The organism is Phytopseudomonas daroniae (assembly GCF_004327285.1).
Lineage (GTDB): Bacteria > Pseudomonadota > Gammaproteobacteria > Pseudomonadales > Pseudomonadaceae > Aquipseudomonas > Aquipseudomonas daroniae.
On the sequence record NZ_QJUI01000002.1, the window covers coordinates 1 to 21,567 of the forward strand.

A 21,567-nucleotide genomic window follows, 5' to 3' on the forward strand; every position below is an offset into this window, starting at 1 on the left:
TGATCGAGCTGCTCGCCTGAAAAGTCCGGTGGTGACCTTCTGAATCGCACAAAAGAAAACGCCCCGAACGATGTCAGGGCGTTTGCCGGGTGCCAATACCTACATCAGCGGGTTTTCACACGCTCTGTTCGGCATCCCTTTTTTGTGCCTGGAGTTTGAGCGCCCCGGCATCGCCTCGCTCAACCCGAGCCACGACAAGCCGGTGCCGCCGAAGACATGCCGGATACGTAGCCTGGGTCGAGCGAAGCGATACCCAGAACTTGAACGATAAGGGAGATGACAGATTTGTCAGCACGCCTCGCCAGGCAGATCAACATCCACCTGGCAAGGCTTTACGCCGCACAGCCGATCAGAGCACGTTGGGCTCGATTTCCAATCTAACGCCAAAGCGCTCGGCGATATCCACCTGGATACGCTGCGCCAACCCGAGCAATTGCTGCCCGGTGGCCTGGCCGTAGTTGACCAGTACCAGCGCCTGCAGCCGATGCACGCCGGCATCGCCATCGCGAAAGCCCTTCCAGCCGGCCTTTTCGATCAACCAGCCAGCCGCCAGTTTCACCTGGCCATCCGCCTGGGGATAGGCCACCAGATCCGCATACTGTTGCTGCAGACGCTGCGCCAGTTCAGTGGACACCAACGGGTTCTTGAAGAAGCTGCCGGCGTTGCCGAGCACGGCGGGATCCGGCAGCTTTTCGCTGCGAATGGCGCAGATGGCACGGCTGACATCAGTAGCGTTCGGCGCCTCGATGCCCTGCTCTAGCAGGCGCTGACGCACCGGGCCGTAGTCGAGATGCAAGGGAGCGTTGCGGTTCAGGGCGAAGCGCACGCGCAGGATGATCCAGCGCCCGCTTTCACGCTTGAACAGGCTATCGCGATAAGCGAAGGCGCAATCTTGCAGATCGAACTCGCGGATCTCGCCATTTTGGCGATCCAGGGCAGTCAGCCCGAGGAAGCAATCCTTCAGCTCGACGCCGTAGGCGCCGATGTTCTGCACTGGCGAGGCACCGACCGTGCCGGGAATCAGGCTGAGGTTTTCCAGGCCGGCAAAACCCTGCTGCAGCGTCCATTGCACGAACGCGTGCCAGGGCTCGCCCGCCTCGGCCTCGATCTCCACTCGCTCGCCATCATCGGCCAATACCTGGATACCGCGGCTGGCCATGCGCAGTACCAACGCCTCGACATCCGTGGTCAGCAGCAGATTGCTGCCGCCACCCAGCACCAGCAACGGCACCTGCCGCTCGCGGGCGGCCTCCAGCGCCTGGCGAACCTGCGCATCATCATCGGCCTCGGCCCAATAGCGCGCGGCTACATCGACGCCAAAGGTGTTGTAGGCCTGCAACGACACGCCGGACTGTACGACCAGGCTCATAAACGCCCCTTGAGTTCGATCAGCAGTGCATCGCTGGCCTGCTCGAGCAGATCCAGCACCTGCTCGAAGCCGTTGGCACCGCCGTAGTAAGGATCAGGCACCTCATCCACGGCCAGTTGATAACGACGCAGATACAGATCCAGTTCTCCCCGCGTCTGAGCCGGGCGCATGCGCTGCAGATCGCACAGATTGGCGGTATCCATGGTCAACACCAGATCGAAGCGAGCGAAGTCGTCCACGGAGACCTGGCGACCGCGCAGATTGGACAGGTCATAGCCACGTCGACTGGCGGCCTCCTGGGCGCGTTGATCCGGGGCTTTGCCCACGTGCCAGTCACCGGTACCGGCGGAGTCCACCTCGATACGTTCAGCCAAACCTGCCTGCTGCAAACGCTGACGCAAGATCGCCTCGGCGGTGGGTGAACGACAGATATTACCCAGGCAAACGAACAGAACGCGCATCAGGCACCCAGTAACCGACGCACGCGGTCGAGGTCTTCCTGGGTGTCGACGCCCGCGGGCGGTGCTTCCAGGGCATCGGCTACATGGATACGCACGCCGTGCCAGAGCGCACGCAACTGCTCCAGGCACTCGGTGTTTTCCAGCCAGCATGGGCCCCAGGCAACGAAGTCGTGAAGGAAGCCGGCTCGATAGGCATAGATGCCGATATGCCGACGATAGGGAACGTTGGCGGGCAGCGTATCGCGATCGGCTGCGAACGCATCACGCGCCCAGGGCAGCGGCGCACGGCTGAAGGTCAATGCCAGGCCATTGAGGTCGCTGGCGACCTTGACCACATTGGGATTGAACAGCGCGGCGACATCACTGATCGGCTCGGCCAGAGTGGCGATGGCAGCCTGGGGATTGGCGGCCAGATTGGCGGCCACCTGGTCGATGATCGCAGGCGGCACCAGCGGTTCGTCGCCCTGCACATTGACCACGATGGCATCGGCAGCCAGGCCAAGCGCAGCAGCCACTTCGGCCAGGCGATCGGTGCCGGAGTTGTGATCGACGCGAGTCAGCAGCACCTGGGCACCGAAACCCTGACAGGCCTCCTTGATGCGCGCATCATCGGTGGCCACCACGACCTGCCCTGCGCTGCTTTTGCAGGCCTGTTCCCAGACGTGCTGGATCATCGGCTTGCCGGCGATATCCTGCAGCGGTTTGCCCGGCAGGCGTGTGGACGCATAACGCGCCGGGATGACCACGGTAAAGGCGTTGCTCATCTTACTTGTCCAGGCGTTCGTCATCGTTGAGGGTGCGGGCTTCGCTTTCCAGCATCACCGGAATGCCATCGCGGATCGGATAGGCCAGGCCGGCACCTTTACTGATCAGTTCGGTCTTGTCCTGGCTGAGTTTGAGCGGGCCCTTGGTGATCGGGCAGGCCAGGATATCGAGCAGTTTCGGGTCCATGGGGAATCCTTGAGAACAAGAGGAGTGAACGCGTGACGCGGTTACTGCCGCTCGCCGAGCAAACGATCCAGCCGAGCATCGAACCAGGCGCGGAACGCCGCCGAAGGCTGGGCGTCGACGGCCAGGTACCACCAGTCGTCAGCTGCGAAGGCCCGGCATTTCACCGCGTCCTTTTCCGTCATCACCAGCGGCAGCGCCGGCGAGAAATTCAGCAGCTCGGCGCTGTAGGCGGCGTGGTCGGCGAAGGCATGCGCGACAGGCCGCCAGTGTAGCGCCTCGAGGGTCGTGAAGAAACGCTGCGGATTACCGATGCCGGCCACGGCATGCATGGCCTGCCCGGGGGGAAAGTGATCGAGGGGGCGACGCTCGCCGCTGCGCAGATTGATCAGGGCGCTGGGTACCAGGGTAAAGCCATAACCGCCCAGGGGATCGCTCGGCGCGCCGTTGTACAGGCAGGCGTCCACACTCTCCAAGCGTTCAGCCGGCTCGCGCAGTGGCCCTGCGGGCAGGCAACGGCCATTACCCAGACCGCGAGCGGCATCGATCAGCACCAACTCCAGATCACGGGCCAGGCGGTAGTGCTGCAGACCATCGTCGCTGAGCAGCAGATCCAGCGGCTCTTCGGCCAGCAACGCACGCGCGGCACGGCCACGATCCGGGTCGATCATCAGCGGCACGCCACTGCGCTGCACGATCAGCAGCGGTTCGTCGCCGGCCTGCTCGGCACTGTGCTCGGCCTTGACCCGCCACGGCAGACTCGGCGGCTTGGCACCATAACCGCGACTGATCACGCCAACGCGCAGACCACGCGCCTGGCACTGCTCGACCAGCCAGAGAATCAACGGCGTCTTGCCGGTACCGCCGACGGTGACGTTGCCTACCACGATCAGCGGCACCGGCGCGCGGTAGATCTCGCCAACGCCTGCGAGAAAACGCGACCGCTTGCGCTGCACCACCCCGCGGTACAACGCCTCCAGCGGACGCAACAGCGCCAGCGCTGGATGCCCCTGATACCAGGCTTGCACCAGGCGGTCGGAAAAACTCGCCATCAGGGCGCTGCCTGAGTCTCGACCGTGGTGATGCGCAGGTGCGCGAAGCCCAGCTTGCCTGCAGCATCCATGGCGGTGACCACGGACTGGTGGCTGGTCTTGGCATCGGCGCTGATGGTCAGCGGCAGGCTGTTATCGCCGCCCGATTCCTTCTGCAGGGCTGCCATCAGGTTGTCCAGGTCATTCTTGATCAGCGCCTGGCCGTTGAGCGAGAAACCGCCGTCGGCAGCGATCACCACTTCCAACTGTTTCAATTCGCTCTGCTCGGGCGGCGTGCCGCTGGCGGCCTCGGGTAGGTCGACCTGCATACGGGTTTCGCGGGTGAAGGTCGTGCTCACCACGAAGAACAGCAGCAGGATGAACACCACGTCGATCAGCGGGGCGAGATTGATCTCGACCTGTTCATGCTGTCTACGTCTGAACTTCACGCCTTCTTGCTCCCCTTGGCCGGCTTGGACTCCTCGGCCAGGTCGACATCGCGTTCGCCCTGCACCATTTCCACCAGCTTGATCGCTTCCTGCTCCATGCCGATGACCAGCTCATCGATGCGGCGCTGCAGGAAACGATGGAAGAACAGTGCCGGAATCGCCACGATCAGACCCGACGCGGTGGTGATCAGCGCCTTGGCGATCCCCCCCGCGAGCAGCGCCGGGTTGGCGCTGCTACCGCCCATGAACGAGCCGAAGATATCGATCATGGCGATTACCGTACCGAGCAGGCCGAGCAGCGGCGTGATTCCGGCGATGGTACCCAGGGCGTTGAGGTAGCGCTCCATCTCGTGCACCACGCGGGCCGCAGCCTCCTCGATGCACTCCTTCATCACCTCACGACCGTGCTTGGAGTTGGCCAGGCCCGCGGCGAGGATTTCTCCCAGCGGCGAATGGGCGCGCAGCTCCTTGAGCTTCTGGTTGTTCAGTTGCTTGTCCTTGATCCAGCGCCACACCTGCCCCAGCAGATTGGGCGGCGTGACCCGGCTGACGCGCAGCGTCCACAGCCGTTCGACGATGATGCCCAGGGCAGCGATTGAACACAGAATGATCGGCAGCATCACCCAGCCGCCAGCTATAACCAGTTCCCACACGGTGGCAGATCCCCTTCGCAAAAGTGGCGCCACTCTAGCATAGGGTCATGATGTCGCCGACGGCTGCGGTTCTCATTTTTCCCGCCAGAAACGCGGTATTTCACGCAACGCATGCGGCTCGCCGAATGCACCGAGAGCGATACGCAGCGCGCCGGTCTCGACATTGTCGTGAGCCTGGGCGTCAAACGCCGCATAACGCGAGACGATCGATGGATGAGGATGGCCATAGGCGTTGTGCCGGCCGCGCGAATACAGCACCGCCTCTGGCCTCACTGCCTTGAGCAAGGCCCAGGAGGACGAGCTGCGACTGCCATGGTGCGGCGCCAGCAACCACCGGGCCTGCAGGTCGCGGCCGCTATCGATAAGCGCTCGCTCGGCACGCCCGTCGATATCGCCGGTCAGCAGCATGCGCTCCCCCGCCGCGTCGATCATCAACACGCAGGATGACTGGTTGCTGTCCGTCGCATCCGCCCAGCGCCAGCTACTGAAGTGCACGCCATCCCATGTCCAGTTTTCCTCGCTGCAGGGCTCCGCTCCCAGCACGGGCGGCAGAACCGGCGCTTCGCCGCTGACGACTCGGCCGACCGGCATTCCTCGAGCCACGGCCTCAGCCCCGCCGGAGTGATCGTTGTCGGCGTGGCTGAGCAGCAGCATGTCCAGTGCGCGCACATCCAGCGCCCGTAGCGACGGCAGCACCACCCGCTCGCCGATATCGAAATCACCAAAACTGGGGCCGGCGTCGTAGAGCAAGGCATGCTCGCGGGTCAGCACCAGCATCGACAGCCCCTGGCCGACATCCAGCATCCACACCTCGGCGCGTTGTTCGGCCGGCCGCTGCACCGGCGTGAACAGCAGCGGTAACAGCAGAATCAGGCCCAGCCCTCGCAACGGCACACCATCAGGCAGGAGAATCAGCAAGGCGCCCAGCGCTACCAGCAGCCAGCCCCAGAACGGCAGCGCGCTGGGTAACCAGGCCGGCAGCCAGTCGGCCATCAATGCCAACAGGCGAAACAGCCACTCCAGGGCGAAGCCGGCCCACCACAACAAGGCCTCACCCAACCAGGGGACGGGCAGTAGCAAGGTACCGAGCAAAGCAGGCGGCACCACCGCGAAACCGACCCAGGGTACGGCAATCAGATTGGCCAGCGGGCTGCTGGCGCTGATGGGCAGGCCTAGCGCCAGCAGCATCGGCAGCAGCCCTACGGTCATCGCCCACTGCGCGCGACCCAGCGTCCGCCACCAGGCCCAGGCGCCAAGGCGTGCGGCGAAGATCAGGATCAACAACCCCACGGCGCCGAACGACAGCCAGAATCCCGGCTGCAGTACCGCCAGTGGCTCCAGCACCAACACCGCGACCAACGCCACCAGCAGCGGCAAGCTGATGCCCAAGTGGCGAAAGCGCCAGCGCCACAGCAGCACCAGGCCGATCATCGCGCAGGCGCGCTGCACCGGCACCTCGAAGCCGGCCAGGAGGCTGTAACCGACCGCTGAAGAGAAAGCCAACAGGCAGGCCACTGGCAGCCAGGGCACAAACCGCGGCCACCAGCCCAGCCGTGCCAGCCAGAACACCAGGCCATAGAACATACCGGCCACCAGCGTCACATGCTGGCCCGAGATCACCAGCAGGTGCACCGTGCCGGTATCCTGCAGCACGCGCCAGTCGGCGACCGAAAGCCCGGAGCCATCGCCCAGAACCAGGGCGGCCAGGCCCCCGGCACGACCATGAGGATCTTCGGCGAGCATCCGCTGACGCAGGCGATCACGCCAGGCGCTACTGTTGCCCGCCTCGTCGAGGCGCTGCCCGGACTTGATGGTGCCTACGCCGCCGATACGCTGCGCCAGCAACCAGGCCTCGTAATCGAAGGACTGCGGATTGACCAGACCGTGGGGGCGCTTGAGGTTGACCGCCAGCCACCAGGTTTCGCCAGCCCGAATCTGCGGCCCGCCATACCAGGACAGGCGCAATAGCTGCGGCAACTCCGCCCGGCGCGATTGCGGCTGTGCCAGGTGAAAGCGCACCACGCCCTCACGCACGTCCGGCAGATCCACCACCCGGCCCTCGAGCCACAGGGTGCGGCCGTCGAGTGCCGGGTCGAGGCGATCATCCAGCGCCCATTGCGCGGACAGACAAGCCCAACTGAAGCCCAGCAGAAACAGGCCTACGGGATAAGTGCGAAAAGGCAACAGCGTCAGCCCCGCCAGACCTGACGCCAGCACTACGAAGGTTGACGGCAGTTGCGGTACGAAGCGCAGCAGCAACAGACCCGCTGCCAATGCCAGCAACCCGTTGCGCAGGCTGCCTGATCGAGTCCCATCCATGGGTGCCCTTCTGATCCGGAAACGAAAAGGCCGCTATCGGGCGCCTCTAAAAACGTTGGCGAGGCAGTCAGCGCAAGGCAAAAACAGGCGAAAAAGCGCAGTTTACAAGTGGTAAATGAGCATTTTGAGCCTGTTTTTAACGCAGCGATGACAACGCAGGTAGTTTTTAGAGGTGCCCTATCGAGATAGTGGCCTTTTCGAGACTAGCACCTCATTCGTAACGCAGCGCCTCGGCCGGCTGCGTACGTGACGCACGCCAGGACGGATACAGCGTGGCGAGGAAGCTGAGGATCAGCGCCGCGCTGCAGATCAGCACCACATCACCGACCTGCAGCTCGGACGGCAAGGTACTGATGAAGTACACGTCGGAGCTGAACACATGCTGGCCGCTGACGCGTTCCAGCCAACCGACCAGCTCGCTGATATTGAGCGCTGCCAACACACCGAGCACGCCACCGATCAGGGTACCGATCACGCCGATCACCGTCCCCTGCACCATGAAGATGCCCATGATCTGCCGGGGCGTGGCGCCCAGGGTTCGCAGGATGGCGATATCCGCGCCCTTGTCGGCGACCACCATGATCAGCGTGGCGATGATATTGAAGGCAGCCACCGCGACGATCAGCAACAGCAGCAGGCCGATCATGGTCTTCTCCATTTTCATGGCGCTGAACAGGCTGCCCTGGGTTTGCGTCCAGTCGCTGGCGTGATAACTCTCGCCCAACTGTGCGGCAATGGCGGCGGCTACCTGTGGCGACTGGTACAGATCCTTCAACTTGAGGCGGATGCTCTGCACCGAGCCCGGCTCCAGGCGCTGGATCTGCGCGGCGTCGGCGACGTTGATCAGGGCCAGAGAGCTGTCCAGATCGGCGCCGACCTTGAAGACTCCGACCACGTTCAGGCGCTGCATGCGCGGCGTGATACCACCGGGCACCGAACTGATTTCCGGCACGATCAGCGCCAGTCGATCGCCGACCTGCAATTGAAAGCGCCGCGCCGTGATCTCGCCAATGATCACCCCATACTCGCCTTCGCGCAGATCGCTCAAGCGGCCCTGCACCATGTGATCGCCGATGATCGAGACCTTCGGCTCCAGCTCGGGGTCGATACCATGCAGTTGAATAGGCTGCATGACACCGCGGTAGGAAAGCATGCCCTCCAGCTCGGCGAACGGCACGGCAGCTTCCACCTGGGAATTTTCCAACGCGACCTTGGCTGGCGCCTGCCAGTCGGCCAGGGCCGGCGAACCGGCGATGGTCGCGTGGGGCACCATGCCAAGAATCCGCGAGCTCATTTCACGGTGAAAGCCATTCATCACCGACAGCACCACGATCATTGCCAGCACACCGAGGGACAGGCCGATCATCGACGTCAGGGAAATGAACGAGATGAAGTGATTGCGGCGCTTGGCACGGGTGTAACGCAGGCCGATGAAGACACTCAGCGGGCGAAACATCAGGCGTGCACCAGCTTGCCGTCTTCCAGGCTCAGCACTCGATCCATCTGTCGCGCCAGTTGCAGGTCGTGGGTTACCACCAGAAAGGCGGTCTGCGACTGAGTGCTCAGCTCGCGCATCAGATCCTGAATGCCTTGAGCGGTATGATTATCCAGGTTGCCGGTGGGCTCATCGAGCAGCACCAGACCAGGACGATTGACCAACGCCCGGGCAATCGCCACCCGCTGCCGTTCACCACCGGACAGCTCGGCCGGCTTGTGGCTCAGGCGATGGCCCAGACCGACGCGCTCGAGCAACTCGGTGGCCCGCTGACGCGACTCGCTGATCGAGGTTTTGCCGATCAGCAGCGGCATGCACACGTTCTCCAGCGCTGTAAATTCGGCCAACAGGTGGTGGAACTGATAGACGAAGCCCAGCGCGCGGTTACGCAACAGGCCGCGCTGTTTTTCGTTGAGTGCCGACAGTTCTTCGCCCGCCAGCCAGACACTGCCGCCACTCGGTGTATCCAGGCCGCCGAGCATGTTCAGCAGCGTGCTCTTGCCCGAGCCGGAACTGCCGACAATGGCCACGCGCTCGCCCGGGAGCAGCTCCAGTTGCAGGTCGTCGAGCACCACCACCGACTGCGGGCCTTCTTCGTAACACTTGCTCAGGTTGCGGCAACTGAGCACGGCGCTCGTCTGCACGACCGGATCACTCATAACGTAATGCCTCCGCGGGCTGGGTGCGCGCCGCGCGCCAGGCCGGATAAAGAGTAGCGAGGAAACTCAGAACCAATGCCGCAGCGCAGACCTGCACCACGTCGGCGAGCATCAGCTGCGACGGCAGGTAATCGATGAAGTACACATCGGCATTGAGAAACTTGAAGCCGAGCAGGCGCTCGACGCCGGCGATGATCGAACTGATGTTGAGCGCGGCGAGAATGCCGAGCAGCGCACCGATCAGGGTGCCGATCACCCCGATCACCGTGCCCTGCACCATGAAGGTGGCCATGATTTGCATCGGCGTAGCGCCGAGGGTGCGCAGGATGGCGATATCGCCCTTCTTGTCGGTCACCACCATCACCAGCGTGGAAATGATGTTGAAGGCAGCCACCGCGACGATCAGCAGCAGCAACAGACCGATCATGGCTTTTTCCATGCGGATGGCCTGATACAGGTTGCCGTGGGTACGTGTCCAGTCGCGGGCCAGGTAATCCTGCTCGCCGAAGCTTTGCGCCAGTTGCCAGGCGGTGCGCGGCGCCTGGAACAGGTCGGCGAACTTGAGGCGGATGCCCTGCACCTGGTCTGCCTGATGACGCTGCAGGCGGGCCAGATCCTGAATATGGGTCATGGCCACGAAGCCATCGATTTCACCGGCACCGACATGGAAGATGCCGACCACGGTGAAGCGTTTGAGACGCGGAAACATGCCACCTGGAGTGACGGTGACTTCCGGCGCCACGAAGGTCAGCTTGTCACCCAGGCCGACCCCGAGTTTCTCGGCAGCCTTGTCGCCGATGACGATGCCGAAGGTGCCAGGCTGCAGATCCTCCAGCCGGCCCTCGCGGAAGAAATCGCCAATGATCGACACCTTGGGCTCCTCGACGGGATCCACGGCGTTGATCAGCACCTTCTGCACCTTGCCATCGTTGGTCAGCAGGCCCTGCATCTGGCTGAACGGCGCCACTGCAATGACCTGCGGGTTCTGCAACGCGCGGTCGGCGAGGCGGCGCCAATCACTGATCGGCGTGGAGCTCTCGACCGTGGCGTGGGGCACCATGCCCAGCACGCGGGTACGCATTTCATGGTCGAAGCCGTTCATCACCGACAGCACCAGGATCATCACCAGCACACCGAGTGCCAGCCCGATCATCGAGGTCAGGGAAATGAACGAAACGAAGTGGTTGCGACGCTTGGCCCGCGTGTAGCGCGTACCGAGAAAAACGGACAGGGGTCTGAACATGTGGGGCGCTTGTTCGAGGGAAAGAGAAACGTCCTTGTGGCGGGGCCTGGTAAGCGGCCTTACACTCTGACCACCACTGCTGCCATGGGTTCGCCATGTCGACTCAAGATGAAAACGATCGCCGCGAATACTACCGTATCGAGGACACGATCGCACTGGATTTCACCCCGCTGGCCGGTGCCGAAGCCCTCGCCGGTGATGAGCTTCACGACGCATCGAAGCTGTTCAACCTGCTCAGCGAATTGCATGTGATGGATTTCGAGTCGCAGCATCTGCTGCGCAACATCAGCGAGCGCGACCGTACCCTGGCCAGTTACCTGAAGGTGGTCAACAAACGCATCGACCTGCTGGGGCAGGCCCTGGCCCAGAGCCTGCTGCGCGACATTGGCCCAGCCAAACGCGTCACACTGTCCGAAGGCGGTATCGGCTTTCTCAACGCTCAGCCACTTCCGGTCGACAGTCATCTGGCTCTGAAAATGGTGCTGATGCCTCAGGCGCTGGGCCTCTTGCTGCGCGCCAAGGTGCTGCACTGTCGCGAGCACGAAGGGCAATTCGAGATCGGCGCCGAATTCGAAGCGCTGACTGACGCACAGCGCCAACTGCTCGCCCGGCATATCCTGCAACGCCAGGCGCAGGAGCGCCGTCAGGCTCTCGAGGACTCCGAATGACTCCATCCCGGCTAGTATTGGCTCTGGTATTGCTGCTGCCGCTGGCGGCCCAGGCCGACACCCTGAAAATCCCCATCGGCCAGCAGGGCGCGAACCTTGTCGACCTGCCGCAACTCGGCCAATCCAAGCGCTCGGTGCTGGAACGCTTCGGCTTGGCCGATGAGGAGCGTCCAGCAGTCGGCAAGCCGCCGATCACCCGCTGGGATTACCGCGAATTCAGCGTTTATTTCGAATACGACCACGTGATCAATAGCGTGCGCCACCAACAGCCGCGCGCGACTCGAACCGAGTAAGGAGCAACCGTGACCCTGATCTACGGCCATCGCGGCGCCAAGGGCGAAGCCCCGGAAAATACCCTGATCAGTTTCCAGCAGTGCCTCGAGCACGGCGTACGCCGTTGCGAGCTGGATCTGCACCTGTCCCGCGATGGCGAGCTGATGGTCATCCACGACCCGACGCTGAAGCGCACCACCGGCCAGCGCGGCAAGGTGGTCGAGCATGACGCTGCCGACCTGATGCATTACGACGCCCGTCGCGGCGGCCCAGGTTGGCGCCACCCCTGCCCCATTCCGCGCCTGAGCGAGTTGTTCGAACAGTGCGACTTCGAACACTGGCAACTTGAGGTCAAGAGCGCCTCCAAGGTGCGCGCCGCCCGCACGGTGGAAGCCATCGCCCTGCTCAGCCGCCGCTTTGGCATGGACGACAAGATCACCATCACCTCCAGCTCCCGTGAAGTGCTGAGCGCCGCCCAGCGCCTGACCCCGCACCTGGCCCGCGGCCTGGTCGCCGAATACGCCTGGCTGGATCCACTCAAGGTGGCCCGCAATTACGGCTGCGACCTGCTGGCCCTGAACTGGACGCTATGTACCCCGGAACGCCAGTTCAAAGCCCAGAAAGCCGGCTTGCACGTGTCGGTATGGACAGTCAACGAACCCGCCCTGATGCGCCGCCTCGCCGACTTCGGCGTGGACAGCATCATTACCGACTTCCCTGGTATCGCAGTGAGTACATTGCGAGGCTGAGCCCTGGAATTTCGCAGGGTGGATCGGGCCGCGTAGCTGACGCTCTCGTCCACCATAGGCAAACTGCAACGGTGGACGGGTGAAGCGTCGTCCACCACGCAAAATGCGCCGATCAGCCCGTAGGGTAGCTAACCTCTTTTCATCTACCATTGCGGTCACGGAACGGCAAATGGATCGGGCCGGGCAGATCCACTCTGCTCGGCGTACCTTCACCATCGTTTTTCCGACAAATGCCGTTCATAAAAAACCGATCCACAAGGGATCGGTTTTCAGGCCTGCTTAGATGCTCTCCCGGTTTGGCCAGCGCCAGTCGCGGGAGTTGGCGAAAGGATCCCCGACCGGCTCAGGCCACCGGCCGGAGCCGCTCAAAAAAGCCGGTTGAGCCCATCGAACGCCGCGACTCGGTAGGCTTCGGCCATGGTCGGGTAGTTGAAGGTGGTGTTGACGAAATACTTCAGGGAATTCGCCTCGCCCTTCTGGTTCATGATCGCCTGGCCGATGTGCACGATCTCGGAAGCCTGGTAGCCGAAGCAGTGCACGCCCAGCACCTCCAGGGTTTCGCGGTGGAAGAGAATCTTCAGCATACCCACCGGCTCGTGGGAAATCTGCGCGCGCGCCATGCTCTTGAAGAACGCCTTTCCCACTTCGTAAGGCACCTTCGCCTTGGTCAGCTCGTGCTCGTTCTTGCCGATCGAACTGATCTCGGGAATGGTATAGATGCCGGTAGGAATGTCATCGACGATCCGCCAGCTGCCATTGTCGACGATGCTGCCGGCTGCCGAACGACCCTGGTCGGCCGCGGCACTGGCCAGGCTCGGCCAGCCGATCACGTCACCCGCCGCATAGATATTGGCAACCTCGGTGCGGTAGTGCTCATCGACCTGTACCTGGCCACGGCTGTTGACGTTGATACCGATATTCTCCAGACCCAGCTTGTCGGTGTTGCCGGTACGTCCGTTACACCACAGCAATGCATCGGCCTTGATCTTCTTGCCGGATTTCAGGTGCAGGATCACACCGTTATCCAGACCCTCGATGCTCTCGTACTCTTCATTGTGACGAATCAGCACGTTGTTGTTGCGCAGGTGATAGCTGAGGGCGTCGGAAATTTCCGAATCGAGGAAGCTGAGCAACTGGTCACGGTTATCGATCAGGTCGACCAGCACGCCCAGACCGCTGAAGATCGAGGCGTACTCGCTACCGATTACCCCGGCTCCGTAGATGATCAGGCGGCGCGGTGTGTGGCTGAGGGTCAGGATGGTGTCGCTGTCGTAAACACGCGGGTGGCTGAAGTCGATATCGGCCGGGCGATAGGGGCGCGAGCCAGTGGCGATGATCACCTGCTTGGCCGACAGGGTTTCCACCACGCCGTTGGGGCATACCACTTCGATGGTCTGATCGTCGGCGAAGCTGCCGGAACCGAAGAACACGTCGATACGGTTACGGGCGTAGTAGCCGGTACGCGAGGTGACCTGCTTGGCGATTACCCGCTCGGCGCTCTTCAGCACATCCGGAAAGGAGAACCAGCGCGGCTCGCCGATCTGGCGGAACATGGGATTGGTGTTGAACTGCATGATCTGCCGCACCGAGTGGCGCAGCGCTTTCGACGGGATGGTGCCCAGATGGGTGCAGTTGCCGCCGACTTCGCGACGGTCATCGACCACCGCCACCTTGCGACCGGCCTTGGCCGCGTTCATCGCCGCCCCTTCTCCCGCCGGGCCGGAACCCAATACCACTACATCGTAGTTGTAGACCGCCATGTTCACTCCTCAGATCACGCCGGAACGCTTATCGGGCATTCTCGGCAGAACCAGGCCGAACGGGCGGCCTGATACGCAACATTTCGCAACACGCATAGCCTACCGGGCCAGACCGCAAATGGCGATCAGCGCTTGCTCGCGTCAAAGGTCTGCACGCTCGAGGCGCCTTTGCCTTCGTTATTCCGCGTTATTTCTTCACAAAGCTCGCGGTCGTCACCGCAGATCGAACATTTCTTCTCGATACCCAGGTTGGCGATACCGCCACAGGAGCCGGCGATGGGCTTGCGGCCCATCATCACGCCCACGGCCATCAGACCGACGACCGTCAGCATGATCAGAAAAACCATTACGAATGTCATTGCTTGCCTCCCGCAGCGAAAAGCTGCTCGAAAGTGGCGGTACTGCGTGTGACGAAACCGTCACCCTCACGGGTCACGAAGAACGCCGCTATGCCTTCACGCTCTGCGTACGCGTATCCCTTGTCGGGGCCGAGCACCAGCAGAACGGTGGACAGGCCATCGGCCATCAGTGTCGATGGCGCAGCCACGGTGACCGCCGCCAGGGTGTGCTGAATCGGCGCGGCGGTCTGCGGATCGAGGGTATGGGAGTAACGTACGCCCTGCTCCTCGAAGTAATTGCGGTAGTCACCCGAGGTGGAAATGCCGTAACCATCCAGCTCGATGACCTGCTGAATGGCCCGCTGATCATCGCGGGGCGCCTCAAGGGCGATGCGCCAGGGCTGGCCATCGGGCTTGCGCCCTACTGCCTTGAGTTCGCCGGTGGCTTCCACCAGATAACTGCGCACCCCTAGTTCGACAAGACGCTCGATGATTCGATCAACCGTATATCCGGCAGCGATGCTGTTGAAGTCGACCTGCAGGTCAAGATCCTTGCACAGGCGGTCGCCATCGATATGCAGATGTTCCTGACCGATGCGGCCGCGCACCTTTTGCAAGGCTTCGGCATCCGGAACCTGGCGCTCGCCGTTACCGCGCGGGCCGAAGCCCCACAGATCGAGCAAGGGCTCCAGGGTCAGGTCGAAAGCCCCACCGCTATCGCGATGCAGTTCATCGCCGGTTCTCACCAGTTCAAGAACGCCTTCCGGCATGGGCATGCAGGTGCCCGCTGGCGCGCGGTTGAATTGCTCGATCAGCGAATCGTCGCGATAGGTGGACATCTGCTCGTCGACTTCGGCGAAGATCGCCTCGACCTCGGCCTTGAGCGCCGCTTTGTCCGGGACGGAAGCGCTGCGCACGTACTTGACCGAATAAGTGCTGCCCTGGGCGGGGCCACCGAACTCTTCGACACTCTCGGGAAAGCCGCAGCCCGCCAAAGCCACAGCCAAGGCTGTGACAAGGGCGGGCTGCAGCATCGCTGGCAGTGGGATCATCCGCCGAAGTCGTCGAGCAGGATGTTGTCCTGTTCGACACCGAGGTCGGTCAGCATCTTGATCACCGCGGCGTTCATCATGGGCGGGCCGCACATGTAGAACTCGCAGTCTTCGGGTGCCGGGTGATCCTTCAGGTAGTTCTCGTAGAGCACGTTGTGGATGAAGCCCTTGAGGCCCGTCCAGTTGTCTTCCGGTTGCGGATCGGACAACGCCAGGTGCCATTCGAAGTTCGGGTTCTCCGCCTGCAGCTGATCGTACTCCTCGACGTAGAAGGCCTCGCGCATGGAGCGCGCGCCATACCAGAAGCTGATCTTGCGCTTGGACTTCAGGCGCTTGAGCTGGTCGAAGATGTGCGAGCGCATCGGCGCCATGCCCGCACCACCGCCGATGAAGACCATCTCGGCATCGGTGTCCTTGGCGAAGAACTCGCCGAACGGCCCGTATACCGTGACCTTGTCACCTGGCTTGAGGCTGAACACCCAGGAAGACATCTGACCTGGCGGCAGATGATCCTTGCCCGGCGGCGGCGAAGCGATACGGATGTTGAACTTCACCAGGCCGACTTCTTCGGGATAGTTGGCCATGGAGTAGGCGCGGATCACGGTCTCGTCGACCTTGGAAACGTATTTCCACTGGTTGAATTTGTCCCAGTCGCCGCGGTACTCCTCCTGGATGTCGAAGTCCTTGTAGTGAACCTCGTGCGGCGGGCACTCCAGTTGCACGTAACCGCCGGCACGGAAGTCCACGCTCTCGCCTTCCGGCAGCTTGAGGGTGAGCTCCTTGATGAAGGTGGCGACGTTGGGGTTGGACTCCACCGTGCATTCCCACTTCTTCACGCCGAAGACTTCTTCCGGCACCTCGATCTTCATGTCCTGCTTGACCGGCGTCTGGCAGGACAGGCGCCAGCCCTCACGAGCCTCACGCTTGTTGAAGTGCGTTTCCTCGGTGGAGAGCATCTCGCCGCCACCGCTTTCAACCACACATTTGCACTGCGCACAGGTACCGCCGCCGCCACAGGCGGACGACAGGAAGATCTCGTTCTCGGCCAGGGTCTGCAGCAACTTGCCGCCAGCCGGTACGGTGATGGTGCGTTCACCGTTGATCTCGATGTTCACGTCACCACCGGAAACCAGCCGTGCCCGCGCCATCAGGATGACCGCCACCAGGGCAATGATCACCCCAGTGAACATCATCACTGCAACAATAATTTCAAAAGCCATTGGCAACCCCTTACAGCTGAACGCCGGAGAACGACATGAAGCCCAGCGACATCAGGCCAACAGTGATGAACGTCAGACCCAGACCGCGCAGACCGGCGGGCGGATCGCTGTACTTGAGCTTCTCGCGGATGGCCGCCAGCAGCACGATGGCCAGGGCCCAGGAGACGCCAGCGCCAGCGCCGTAGACCACGCTCTCGGTGAAGTTGTAGTCACGCTCGACCATGAACAGCGTGCCGCCGAAGATGGCGCAATGCACGGTGATCAGCGGCAGGAAGATGCCCAGCGCGTTGTAGAGCACCGGCAGGTACTTGTCGAGCACCATCTCCATGATCTGCACCACCGCGGCGATCAGGCCGATGTAGCAGATCAGACCGAGGAAGCTCAGGTCGGTATCCGGCATGCCGGCCCAGGCCAGCGCACCTTCCTTGAGCAGATAGACATAGAGCAGGTTGTTCAACGGCACGGTGATGACCATCACCACGATCACCGTCAGACCCAGCATCAGCGAGGTCTCGACCTTCTTGGAAATCGCCAGGAAGGTACACATGCCGAGGAAGAACGCCAGCGCCATGTTCTCGATGAACACCGCGCGGACGAACAGGCTGATGTAGTGTTCCATTTAGTAAGCCTCCTCGTTCTTCACCTGGGGTGCCATGCGGTACTCGACCTTCTCCACCTGCTCGGTCTTGTAGCTACGCAGAGCCCAGATGAACAGACCGATCAGGAAGAATGCCGACGGTGGCAGCAGCAGCAGACCATTGGGCTGGTACCAGCCTCCGTTATTGACCGTGTGCAGAATCTGCACGCCCATCAGCGAACCGGCACCGAACAGCTCCCGCACGATACCGAGCGCCACCAGCATGGCGCTGTAGCCCAGACCGTTACCCAGGCCATCGACGAACGAGGCTACCGGCGGGTTGGACATGGCGAAGGCTTCGGCGCGGCCCATCACGATGCAGTTGGTGATGATCAGGCCAACGAACACCGACAGACGCTGACTCAGGCTATAGGCATAAGCCTTGAGGAACTGATCCACGACGATTACCAGCGAGGCGATGATCACCACCTGGGCGATCATGCGGATGGAACCCGGAATCTGGCTACGAACCAGCGAGATGAAGAAGCCTGAGAAGGCGGTTACCAACGTCAGGGCAACAGATAGCACCAGCGCCGTACTCAGGCTCGAGGTGACCGCCAGGGCCGAACAGATGCCGAGAATCTGCAGGCCGATCGGGTTCTTGTTGAGAATCGGATCGAGCAGCAGCTCTTTCATGGTGGGTTTGGACATGGATCAAGCCTCCCCTGCAGTCAGCTTCGCGAGAAATGGACCGAAGCCATTTTCGCCCAGCCAGAACTGAATCATATGAGTGACGCCATTGCCGGTCAGCGTAGCGCCAGCGATGGCATCGACCTGGTAGTCGGCCTGTGCGTTCTCGGGGTTCACACTTCCCTTGATCACCCGCAGGGTAGGCTCACCATTCTGGTAAACCTTCTTGCCGACCCACTTGGCCTGCCAGTTGGGGTTATCTATCTCACCGCCCAGGCCGGGCGTTTCGCCATGCCGGTAGAAACCCAGGCCGGCGACAGTTTCCAGATCGCTTTGTAGCGCCACGAAACCGTACATGGTTGACCACAGACCGTAGCCACGAACCGGCAGGATCAGGCGATCCATCTGGCCCTCATGTTCGATCTGATAGACCACCGCATAGTTTTCCAGTCGGCGAATTGAGGCGATGTCTTGCCCACCGACAATGGTCTTGGACTGCGCCGGGTCTTTCGAAGCCTTTTCCTGGTCAAAGGTGTGCGGATCATGAGCATCGCTGTACTCACCGGTTCGCAGGTCGACCAAACGAGGGGTGACCTTCTCGGAGAAGATAGCGCGCACTTCCTCACTGGACATGCCCGGCTGCCACAGTCCGGCAATTTCCAGAACAGCACGCTGGCGATCAACCAGCGCATTTTCCTGCTGGGTCGGACGCAGGATCAGCGCAGCGGCCGATACTGCGATCGAGCACACCAGGCACATCACAAGCGCGACCACCAAAGTGCGGACAGGGGTTTCTTTCAACTTAGACATTACGTGCCAGCCTCCGCTTGATGTTGGCTCGAACCACATAGTGGTCGATCAACGGCGCACACAGGTTGCCGAACAGGATGGCCAGCATCATGCCTTCCGGGAACGCCGGATTGACCACACGAATGATGGTGACCAGCAGGCCGATCAGGATGCCGAAGATCCACTTGCCGGTATTGGTCATGGACGCCGACACCGGATCGGTAGCCATGAAGATCATGCCAAAGGCGAAGCCGCCGGTGACCAGATGCCAGTACCACGGCATGCCGAAAAGTGGATTGGTTCCAGAGTCGATGGCGTTGAACAGGGTGGCGGTCGCGATCATGCCTATCATCACACCTGTGACGATGCGCCACGATGCGATCTTGGTCAGCAACAGCGCCGCGCCACCAAGCAGAATGGCCAGGGTGCTTGTCTCGCCAATGGAGCCCGGCATAATCCCGATAAATGCATTCGTCCAGGTAAGGCCACTGTCCAGAACACCCTGAACACCACCTGCGGCCGCACTGTTAAGAGCGGTGGCGCCAACGAAACCGTCAACTGAAGTCCACACTTCCTCGCCGGAAATCTGCGCCGGATAAGCGAAGAACAGAAAGGCGCGGCCGACCAGAGCCGGGTTGAGGAAGTTCTTCCCGGTGCCGCCGAAGATTTCCTTGCCGATCACCACACCGAAGCTGATGCCCAGCGCAACCTGCCAGAGCGGAATGCTCGGCGGCAGAATCAACGCGAACAACACCGAGGTCACGAAGAAACCTTCGTTGACCTCATGGCGGCGAATGGAAGCGAACAACACCTCCCAGAAACCACCGACGATGAACGCCGTCAGATACACGGGCAGGAAATATGCTGCCCCCTGGATGAAGTTGTCCCACAGGCTAGTCGGATCAAAACCACCCAGCGCGCCGATCAGACTGAACCGCCAACCATCCTGAGCAGCCAGCAGTTCCGGGCTCTGCACATAGATAAGGTTGGCCTGATAGCCGGTGTTCCACATACCAAAGAACATCGCTGGGAAGGTACACATCCAGACGGTGATCATCATGCGTTTGAGGTCAATGCCATCACGCACATGGGCAGTGGTCTTGGTAACGCTGCCTGGGCGATAGAGGAAAGTGTCCACGGCCTCATAGAGGGCGTACCACTTCTCGTACTTGCCACCTTTTTCGAAGTTGTGTTCGATCTTGTCGAGGAATTCACGCACGCTCATGGTTCAACCCTCCTTCTCGATGAGGGCCAGACTCTCCCGCAGGATCGGACCGTATTCGTATTTGCCAGCACACACATAGGTGCACAGCGCCAGGTCTTCTTCGTCGAGCTCCAGGCAGCCAAGCTGCTGGGCCATGTCGGTATCGCCGACGATCAGCGAACGCAGCAATTGCGTTGCCAGAATGTCCAGCGGCATCACTTCTTCATAATTACCAACCGGCACCATGGCGCGCGGGCTGCCATTGGTGGAGGTGGAGAAGGCGAAGCGCTTGGCGGCCGCCAGCTTGGACACGAAGATGTTGAGGATCGAGTGCTTGTTCACACCCGCACGCAGGTAATGCAGCATCTCGCGATCTGTGCCTTCGGCAAGGCAAGACACCTGCAGGTGATAGCGGCCCAGGTAGGAACAGGCACCACGGGACGTACGCCCACCCAGTACCGAACCGGAAATCACCCGATTTTCACCGACGATGAGCTCACCTGCAGTCAGCTCGCTGAGGTTGGCACCCAGGCGAGTACGCAGCAGACGCGGACGCTCGACCACCGGGCCGGCCAGCGCGACGACACGTTCTACCCACAGCTGACCGGTAGTGAACAGTTTGCCGACGGCAATCACGTCCTGATAGTTGATCGTCCAGACGCTCTTGCTGGCGCTGACCGGATCGAGGAAGTGGATATGGGTGCCCGGCAGACCCGCCGGGTGCGGCCCGGCGAACGCCTGGCTGCGTACGCCTTCGAGCTGCTCGCCCGGCAGGCTCACGTCTGGCGCCTTGCACAAGAACACCGGACTCAGACGCGCCAGCACCTTGAGGCCGTTTTCGAAATCACCCGCATGCTCGGCAATGATCGGCGCAGGATCAGCTGCCAATGGATGCGTATCGATGGCGCTGACGAAGATCGAACTGGGCACGGCATCGATGGCCGGCACCTTGCTGAACGGCCGCGTACGCAGCGACGTCCACAAACCGGACTGCTGCAGGTTCTCGCGAACCAGTGCGGCGTCTAGGCTGCTCAACTGAGCGTCAGGGTAATGCGCGAAGGTTTCCTGCTCGTCGCCATCGAGATCGATGACCACCGATTGCAGCACCCGCTTCTCGCCACGATGGATCGCACTGACGATGCCAGCGCCTGGAGCCGTGTAATGAACCCCCTCGGATCGCTTGTCGGAAAAAAGAATCTGACCCAGCTTGACCCGGTCACCCACCTGAACAGCCATGGTGGGTTTCATACCGTGATAATCGAAGCCAATGACGGCGACGCTGCGCACCGGCCTCGAGGCCTCGACCTGCTGAGCCGGCGCGCCTGTTATGGGCAAGTCGAGCCCATGTTTTATTCTGATCATAGGTTTGCCTAACCACTGAGCTTATAAATTTTTTGGAGTATGCTCGACAAACGCTAATCAAATAGCAAGACGCACGCCAATATCACTATTGCCGTGGGGCGATGTCGAACACAGGTAAGAAATCGTCGGGATTATAAAGTTGTGCGACAACCGGACGCCACCCAAGCGCTTGCTTTTTTTAGGTTTTCCGTTACAGGACGCAACAAAGGCAGGAACGGGAGCACGCGCGCAGCGACCAGTATCCATGAAAAACAGCAG

23 protein-coding genes are annotated in these 21,567 nt (G+C 61.7%); 3 read left to right on the forward strand and 20 right to left on the reverse strand.

Annotated features, from left to right (window positions below; translation table 11 throughout):
* Positions 1–349: 349 nt before the first annotated feature.
* From murB to DNK06_RS01835, 11 genes are all read right to left on the reverse strand, one after another.
* Positions 350–1,369, reverse strand: coding sequence for a UDP-N-acetylmuramate dehydrogenase (gene murB / locus DNK06_RS01780; protein WP_131178344.1), 1,020 nt, complete (start codon positions 1,367–1,369; stop codon positions 350–352).
* Positions 1,366–1,830, reverse strand: coding sequence for a low molecular weight protein-tyrosine-phosphatase (locus tag DNK06_RS01785; RefSeq protein ID WP_131178345.1), 465 nt, complete (start codon positions 1,828–1,830; stop codon positions 1,366–1,368). Before DNK06_RS01785 ends, murB begins: the two co-directional genes overlap by 4 nt.
* Positions 1,830–2,594: a 3-deoxy-manno-octulosonate cytidylyltransferase gene (gene kdsB / locus DNK06_RS01790; RefSeq protein WP_131178346.1), complete on the reverse strand. Its 765-nt coding sequence runs from the start codon at positions 2,592–2,594 to the stop codon at positions 1,830–1,832. The genes DNK06_RS01785 and kdsB overlap by 1 nt, the downstream gene beginning before the upstream one ends.
* Position 2,595: 1 nt before the next feature.
* The gene (locus DNK06_RS01795) at positions 2,596–2,781 is read right to left on the reverse strand and encodes a Trm112 family protein (protein WP_131178347.1); all 186 of its coding nucleotides are present in this window, start codon (positions 2,779–2,781) and stop codon (positions 2,596–2,598) included.
* Between the two features lie 41 nt (positions 2,782–2,822).
* Entirely contained in the window at positions 2,823–3,830 is a 1,008-nt protein-coding gene (lpxK, locus tag DNK06_RS01800; RefSeq protein ID WP_131178348.1) for a tetraacyldisaccharide 4'-kinase, read from the reverse strand.
* The gene (locus DNK06_RS01805; protein ID WP_131178349.1) at positions 3,830–4,258 is read right to left on the reverse strand and encodes an ExbD/TolR family protein; all 429 of its coding nucleotides are present in this window, start codon (positions 4,256–4,258) and stop codon (positions 3,830–3,832) included. Before DNK06_RS01805 ends, lpxK begins: the two co-directional genes overlap by 1 nt.
* Positions 4,255–4,911 carry a MotA/TolQ/ExbB proton channel family protein gene (locus DNK06_RS01810; RefSeq protein WP_131178350.1) on the reverse strand — a complete coding sequence of 219 codons (657 nt, stop codon included), beginning with the start codon at positions 4,909–4,911 and terminating at the stop codon, positions 4,255–4,257. Before DNK06_RS01810 ends, DNK06_RS01805 begins: the two co-directional genes overlap by 4 nt.
* A gap of 72 nt (positions 4,912–4,983) precedes the next feature.
* Entirely contained in the window at positions 4,984–7,230 is a 2,247-nt protein-coding gene (locus tag DNK06_RS01815; protein ID WP_207389949.1) for a DNA internalization-related competence protein ComEC/Rec2, read from the reverse strand.
* A 211-nt stretch (positions 7,231–7,441) separates the two neighbouring features.
* On the reverse strand, positions 7,442–8,686 hold the full coding sequence (locus tag DNK06_RS01825) for a lipoprotein-releasing ABC transporter permease subunit (RefSeq protein WP_131178351.1): 1,245 nt from the start codon (positions 8,684–8,686) through the stop codon (positions 7,442–7,444).
* Entirely contained in the window at positions 8,686–9,384 is a 699-nt protein-coding gene (lolD, locus tag DNK06_RS01830) for a lipoprotein-releasing ABC transporter ATP-binding protein LolD (protein ID WP_131178352.1), read from the reverse strand. Before lolD ends, DNK06_RS01825 begins: the two co-directional genes overlap by 1 nt.
* Entirely contained in the window at positions 9,377–10,627 is a 1,251-nt protein-coding gene (locus DNK06_RS01835) for a lipoprotein-releasing ABC transporter permease subunit (protein ID WP_131178353.1), read from the reverse strand. Before DNK06_RS01835 ends, lolD begins: the two co-directional genes overlap by 8 nt.
* Positions 10,628–10,722: 95 nt before the next feature.
* Here DNK06_RS01835 and DNK06_RS01840 point away from each other — a divergent pair, with 95 nt between their 5' ends.
* Genes DNK06_RS01840 through DNK06_RS01850 form a run of 3 tightly spaced genes read left to right on the forward strand, consistent with a single transcriptional unit; the run spans position 10,723 to position 12,317 of the window.
* Positions 10,723–11,295: a PilZ domain-containing protein gene (locus DNK06_RS01840; RefSeq protein ID WP_131178354.1), complete on the forward strand. Its 573-nt coding sequence runs from the start codon at positions 10,723–10,725 to the stop codon at positions 11,293–11,295.
* Positions 11,292–11,588 carry a phosphodiesterase gene (locus DNK06_RS01845; protein WP_131178355.1) on the forward strand — a complete coding sequence of 99 codons (297 nt, stop codon included), beginning with the start codon at positions 11,292–11,294 and terminating at the stop codon, positions 11,586–11,588. Before DNK06_RS01840 ends, DNK06_RS01845 begins: the two co-directional genes overlap by 4 nt.
* Positions 11,589–11,597: 9 nt before the next feature.
* Positions 11,598–12,317 (forward strand): glycerophosphodiester phosphodiesterase, encoded by a 720-nt coding sequence (locus DNK06_RS01850; protein ID WP_131178356.1) that lies wholly within the window; start codon positions 11,598–11,600, stop codon positions 12,315–12,317.
* Positions 12,318–12,682: 365 nt separating this feature from the next.
* On the opposite strand, the gene sthA is transcribed toward DNK06_RS01850, so the two are convergent.
* The 9 genes from sthA to DNK06_RS01895 all read right to left on the reverse strand — a co-directional run bounded on the left by sthA (position 12,683) and on the right by DNK06_RS01895 (position 21,309).
* A complete protein-coding gene (gene sthA, locus DNK06_RS01855) occupies positions 12,683–14,077 on the reverse strand; it encodes a Si-specific NAD(P)(+) transhydrogenase (protein ID WP_131178357.1) in 1,395 nt (464 codons plus the stop codon).
* A 125-nt stretch (positions 14,078–14,202) separates the two neighbouring features.
* On the reverse strand, positions 14,203–14,436 hold the full coding sequence (gene nqrM, locus DNK06_RS01860) for a (Na+)-NQR maturation NqrM (RefSeq protein WP_131178358.1): 234 nt from the start codon (positions 14,434–14,436) through the stop codon (positions 14,203–14,205).
* A complete protein-coding gene (locus DNK06_RS01865; protein WP_131178359.1) occupies positions 14,433–15,467 on the reverse strand; it encodes an FAD:protein FMN transferase in 1,035 nt (344 codons plus the stop codon). Before DNK06_RS01865 ends, nqrM begins: the two co-directional genes overlap by 4 nt.
* A complete protein-coding gene (gene nqrF / locus DNK06_RS01870) occupies positions 15,464–16,687 on the reverse strand; it encodes an NADH:ubiquinone reductase (Na(+)-transporting) subunit F (RefSeq protein WP_131178360.1) in 1,224 nt (407 codons plus the stop codon). The genes DNK06_RS01865 and nqrF overlap by 4 nt, the downstream gene beginning before the upstream one ends.
* A gap of 10 nt (positions 16,688–16,697) precedes the next feature.
* Positions 16,698–17,306 carry an NADH:ubiquinone reductase (Na(+)-transporting) subunit E gene (gene nqrE / locus DNK06_RS01875; RefSeq protein WP_131178361.1) on the reverse strand — a complete coding sequence of 203 codons (609 nt, stop codon included), beginning with the start codon at positions 17,304–17,306 and terminating at the stop codon, positions 16,698–16,700.
* A complete protein-coding gene (locus DNK06_RS01880) occupies positions 17,307–17,975 on the reverse strand; it encodes an NADH:ubiquinone reductase (Na(+)-transporting) subunit D (RefSeq protein WP_131178362.1) in 669 nt (222 codons plus the stop codon). It lies immediately after the preceding gene.
* A gap of 3 nt (positions 17,976–17,978) precedes the next feature.
* Positions 17,979–18,764 (reverse strand): Na(+)-translocating NADH-quinone reductase subunit C, encoded by a 786-nt coding sequence (locus DNK06_RS01885; RefSeq protein WP_131178652.1) that lies wholly within the window; start codon positions 18,762–18,764, stop codon positions 17,979–17,981.
* Positions 18,757–19,968, reverse strand: a complete 1,212-nt coding sequence (locus tag DNK06_RS01890) for an NADH:ubiquinone reductase (Na(+)-transporting) subunit B (protein ID WP_131178363.1) — start codon at positions 19,966–19,968, stop codon at positions 18,757–18,759. The genes DNK06_RS01885 and DNK06_RS01890 overlap by 8 nt, the downstream gene beginning before the upstream one ends.
* Before the next feature lie 3 nt (positions 19,969–19,971).
* Entirely contained in the window at positions 19,972–21,309 is a 1,338-nt protein-coding gene (locus tag DNK06_RS01895) for a Na(+)-translocating NADH-quinone reductase subunit A (protein ID WP_131178364.1), read from the reverse strand.
* Positions 21,310–21,567 lie beyond the last annotated feature (258 nt).

What these genes read in the sequence shown, in the direction of transcription:
- DNK06_RS01880 (WP_131178362.1), bottom strand. Translation starts at nt 17,975, where the DNA reads ATGTCCAAACCCACCATGAAAGAGCTGCTGCTCGATCCGATTCTCAAC.
- DNK06_RS01845 (WP_131178355.1), top strand. Translation starts at nt 11,292, where the DNA reads ATGACTCCATCCCGGCTAGTATTGGCTCTGGTATTGCTGCTGCCGCTG.
- nqrM (WP_131178358.1), bottom strand. Translation starts at nt 14,436, where the DNA reads ATGACATTCGTAATGGTTTTTCTGATCATGCTGACGGTCGTCGGTCTG.
- nqrF (WP_131178360.1), bottom strand. Translation starts at nt 16,687, where the DNA reads ATGGCTTTTGAAATTATTGTTGCAGTGATGATGTTCACTGGGGTGATC.
- DNK06_RS01795 (WP_131178347.1), bottom strand. Translation starts at nt 2,781, where the DNA reads ATGGACCCGAAACTGCTCGATATCCTGGCCTGCCCGATCACCAAGGGC.
- lpxK (WP_131178348.1), bottom strand. Translation starts at nt 3,830, where the DNA reads ATGGCGAGTTTTTCCGACCGCCTGGTGCAAGCCTGGTATCAGGGGCAT.
- DNK06_RS01895 (WP_131178364.1), bottom strand. Translation starts at nt 21,309, where the DNA reads ATGATCAGAATAAAACATGGGCTCGACTTGCCCATAACAGGCGCGCCG.
- DNK06_RS01865 (WP_131178359.1), bottom strand. Translation starts at nt 15,467, where the DNA reads ATGATCCCACTGCCAGCGATGCTGCAGCCCGCCCTTGTCACAGCCTTG.
- kdsB (WP_131178346.1), bottom strand. Translation starts at nt 2,594, where the DNA reads ATGAGCAACGCCTTTACCGTGGTCATCCCGGCGCGTTATGCGTCCACA.
- DNK06_RS01825 (WP_131178351.1), bottom strand. Translation starts at nt 8,686, where the DNA reads ATGTTTCGCCCGCTGAGTGTCTTCATCGGCCTGCGTTACACCCGTGCC.
- DNK06_RS01890 (WP_131178363.1), bottom strand. Translation starts at nt 19,968, where the DNA reads ATGAGCGTGCGTGAATTCCTCGACAAGATCGAACACAACTTCGAAAAA.
- murB (WP_131178344.1), bottom strand. Translation starts at nt 1,369, where the DNA reads ATGAGCCTGGTCGTACAGTCCGGCGTGTCGTTGCAGGCCTACAACACC.
- DNK06_RS01785 (WP_131178345.1), bottom strand. Translation starts at nt 1,830, where the DNA reads ATGCGCGTTCTGTTCGTTTGCCTGGGTAATATCTGTCGTTCACCCACC.
- sthA (WP_131178357.1), bottom strand. Translation starts at nt 14,077, where the DNA reads ATGGCGGTCTACAACTACGATGTAGTGGTATTGGGTTCCGGCCCGGCG.
- lolD (WP_131178352.1), bottom strand. Translation starts at nt 9,384, where the DNA reads ATGAGTGATCCGGTCGTGCAGACGAGCGCCGTGCTCAGTTGCCGCAAC.
- DNK06_RS01840 (WP_131178354.1), top strand. Translation starts at nt 10,723, where the DNA reads ATGTCGACTCAAGATGAAAACGATCGCCGCGAATACTACCGTATCGAG.
- DNK06_RS01835 (WP_131178353.1), bottom strand. Translation starts at nt 10,627, where the DNA reads ATGTTCAGACCCCTGTCCGTTTTTCTCGGTACGCGCTACACGCGGGCC.
- DNK06_RS01815 (WP_207389949.1), bottom strand. Translation starts at nt 7,230, where the DNA reads ATGGATGGGACTCGATCAGGCAGCCTGCGCAACGGGTTGCTGGCATTG.
- nqrE (WP_131178361.1), bottom strand. Translation starts at nt 17,306, where the DNA reads ATGGAACACTACATCAGCCTGTTCGTCCGCGCGGTGTTCATCGAGAAC.
- DNK06_RS01885 (WP_131178652.1), bottom strand. Translation starts at nt 18,764, where the DNA reads ATGTCTAAGTTGAAAGAAACCCCTGTCCGCACTTTGGTGGTCGCGCTT.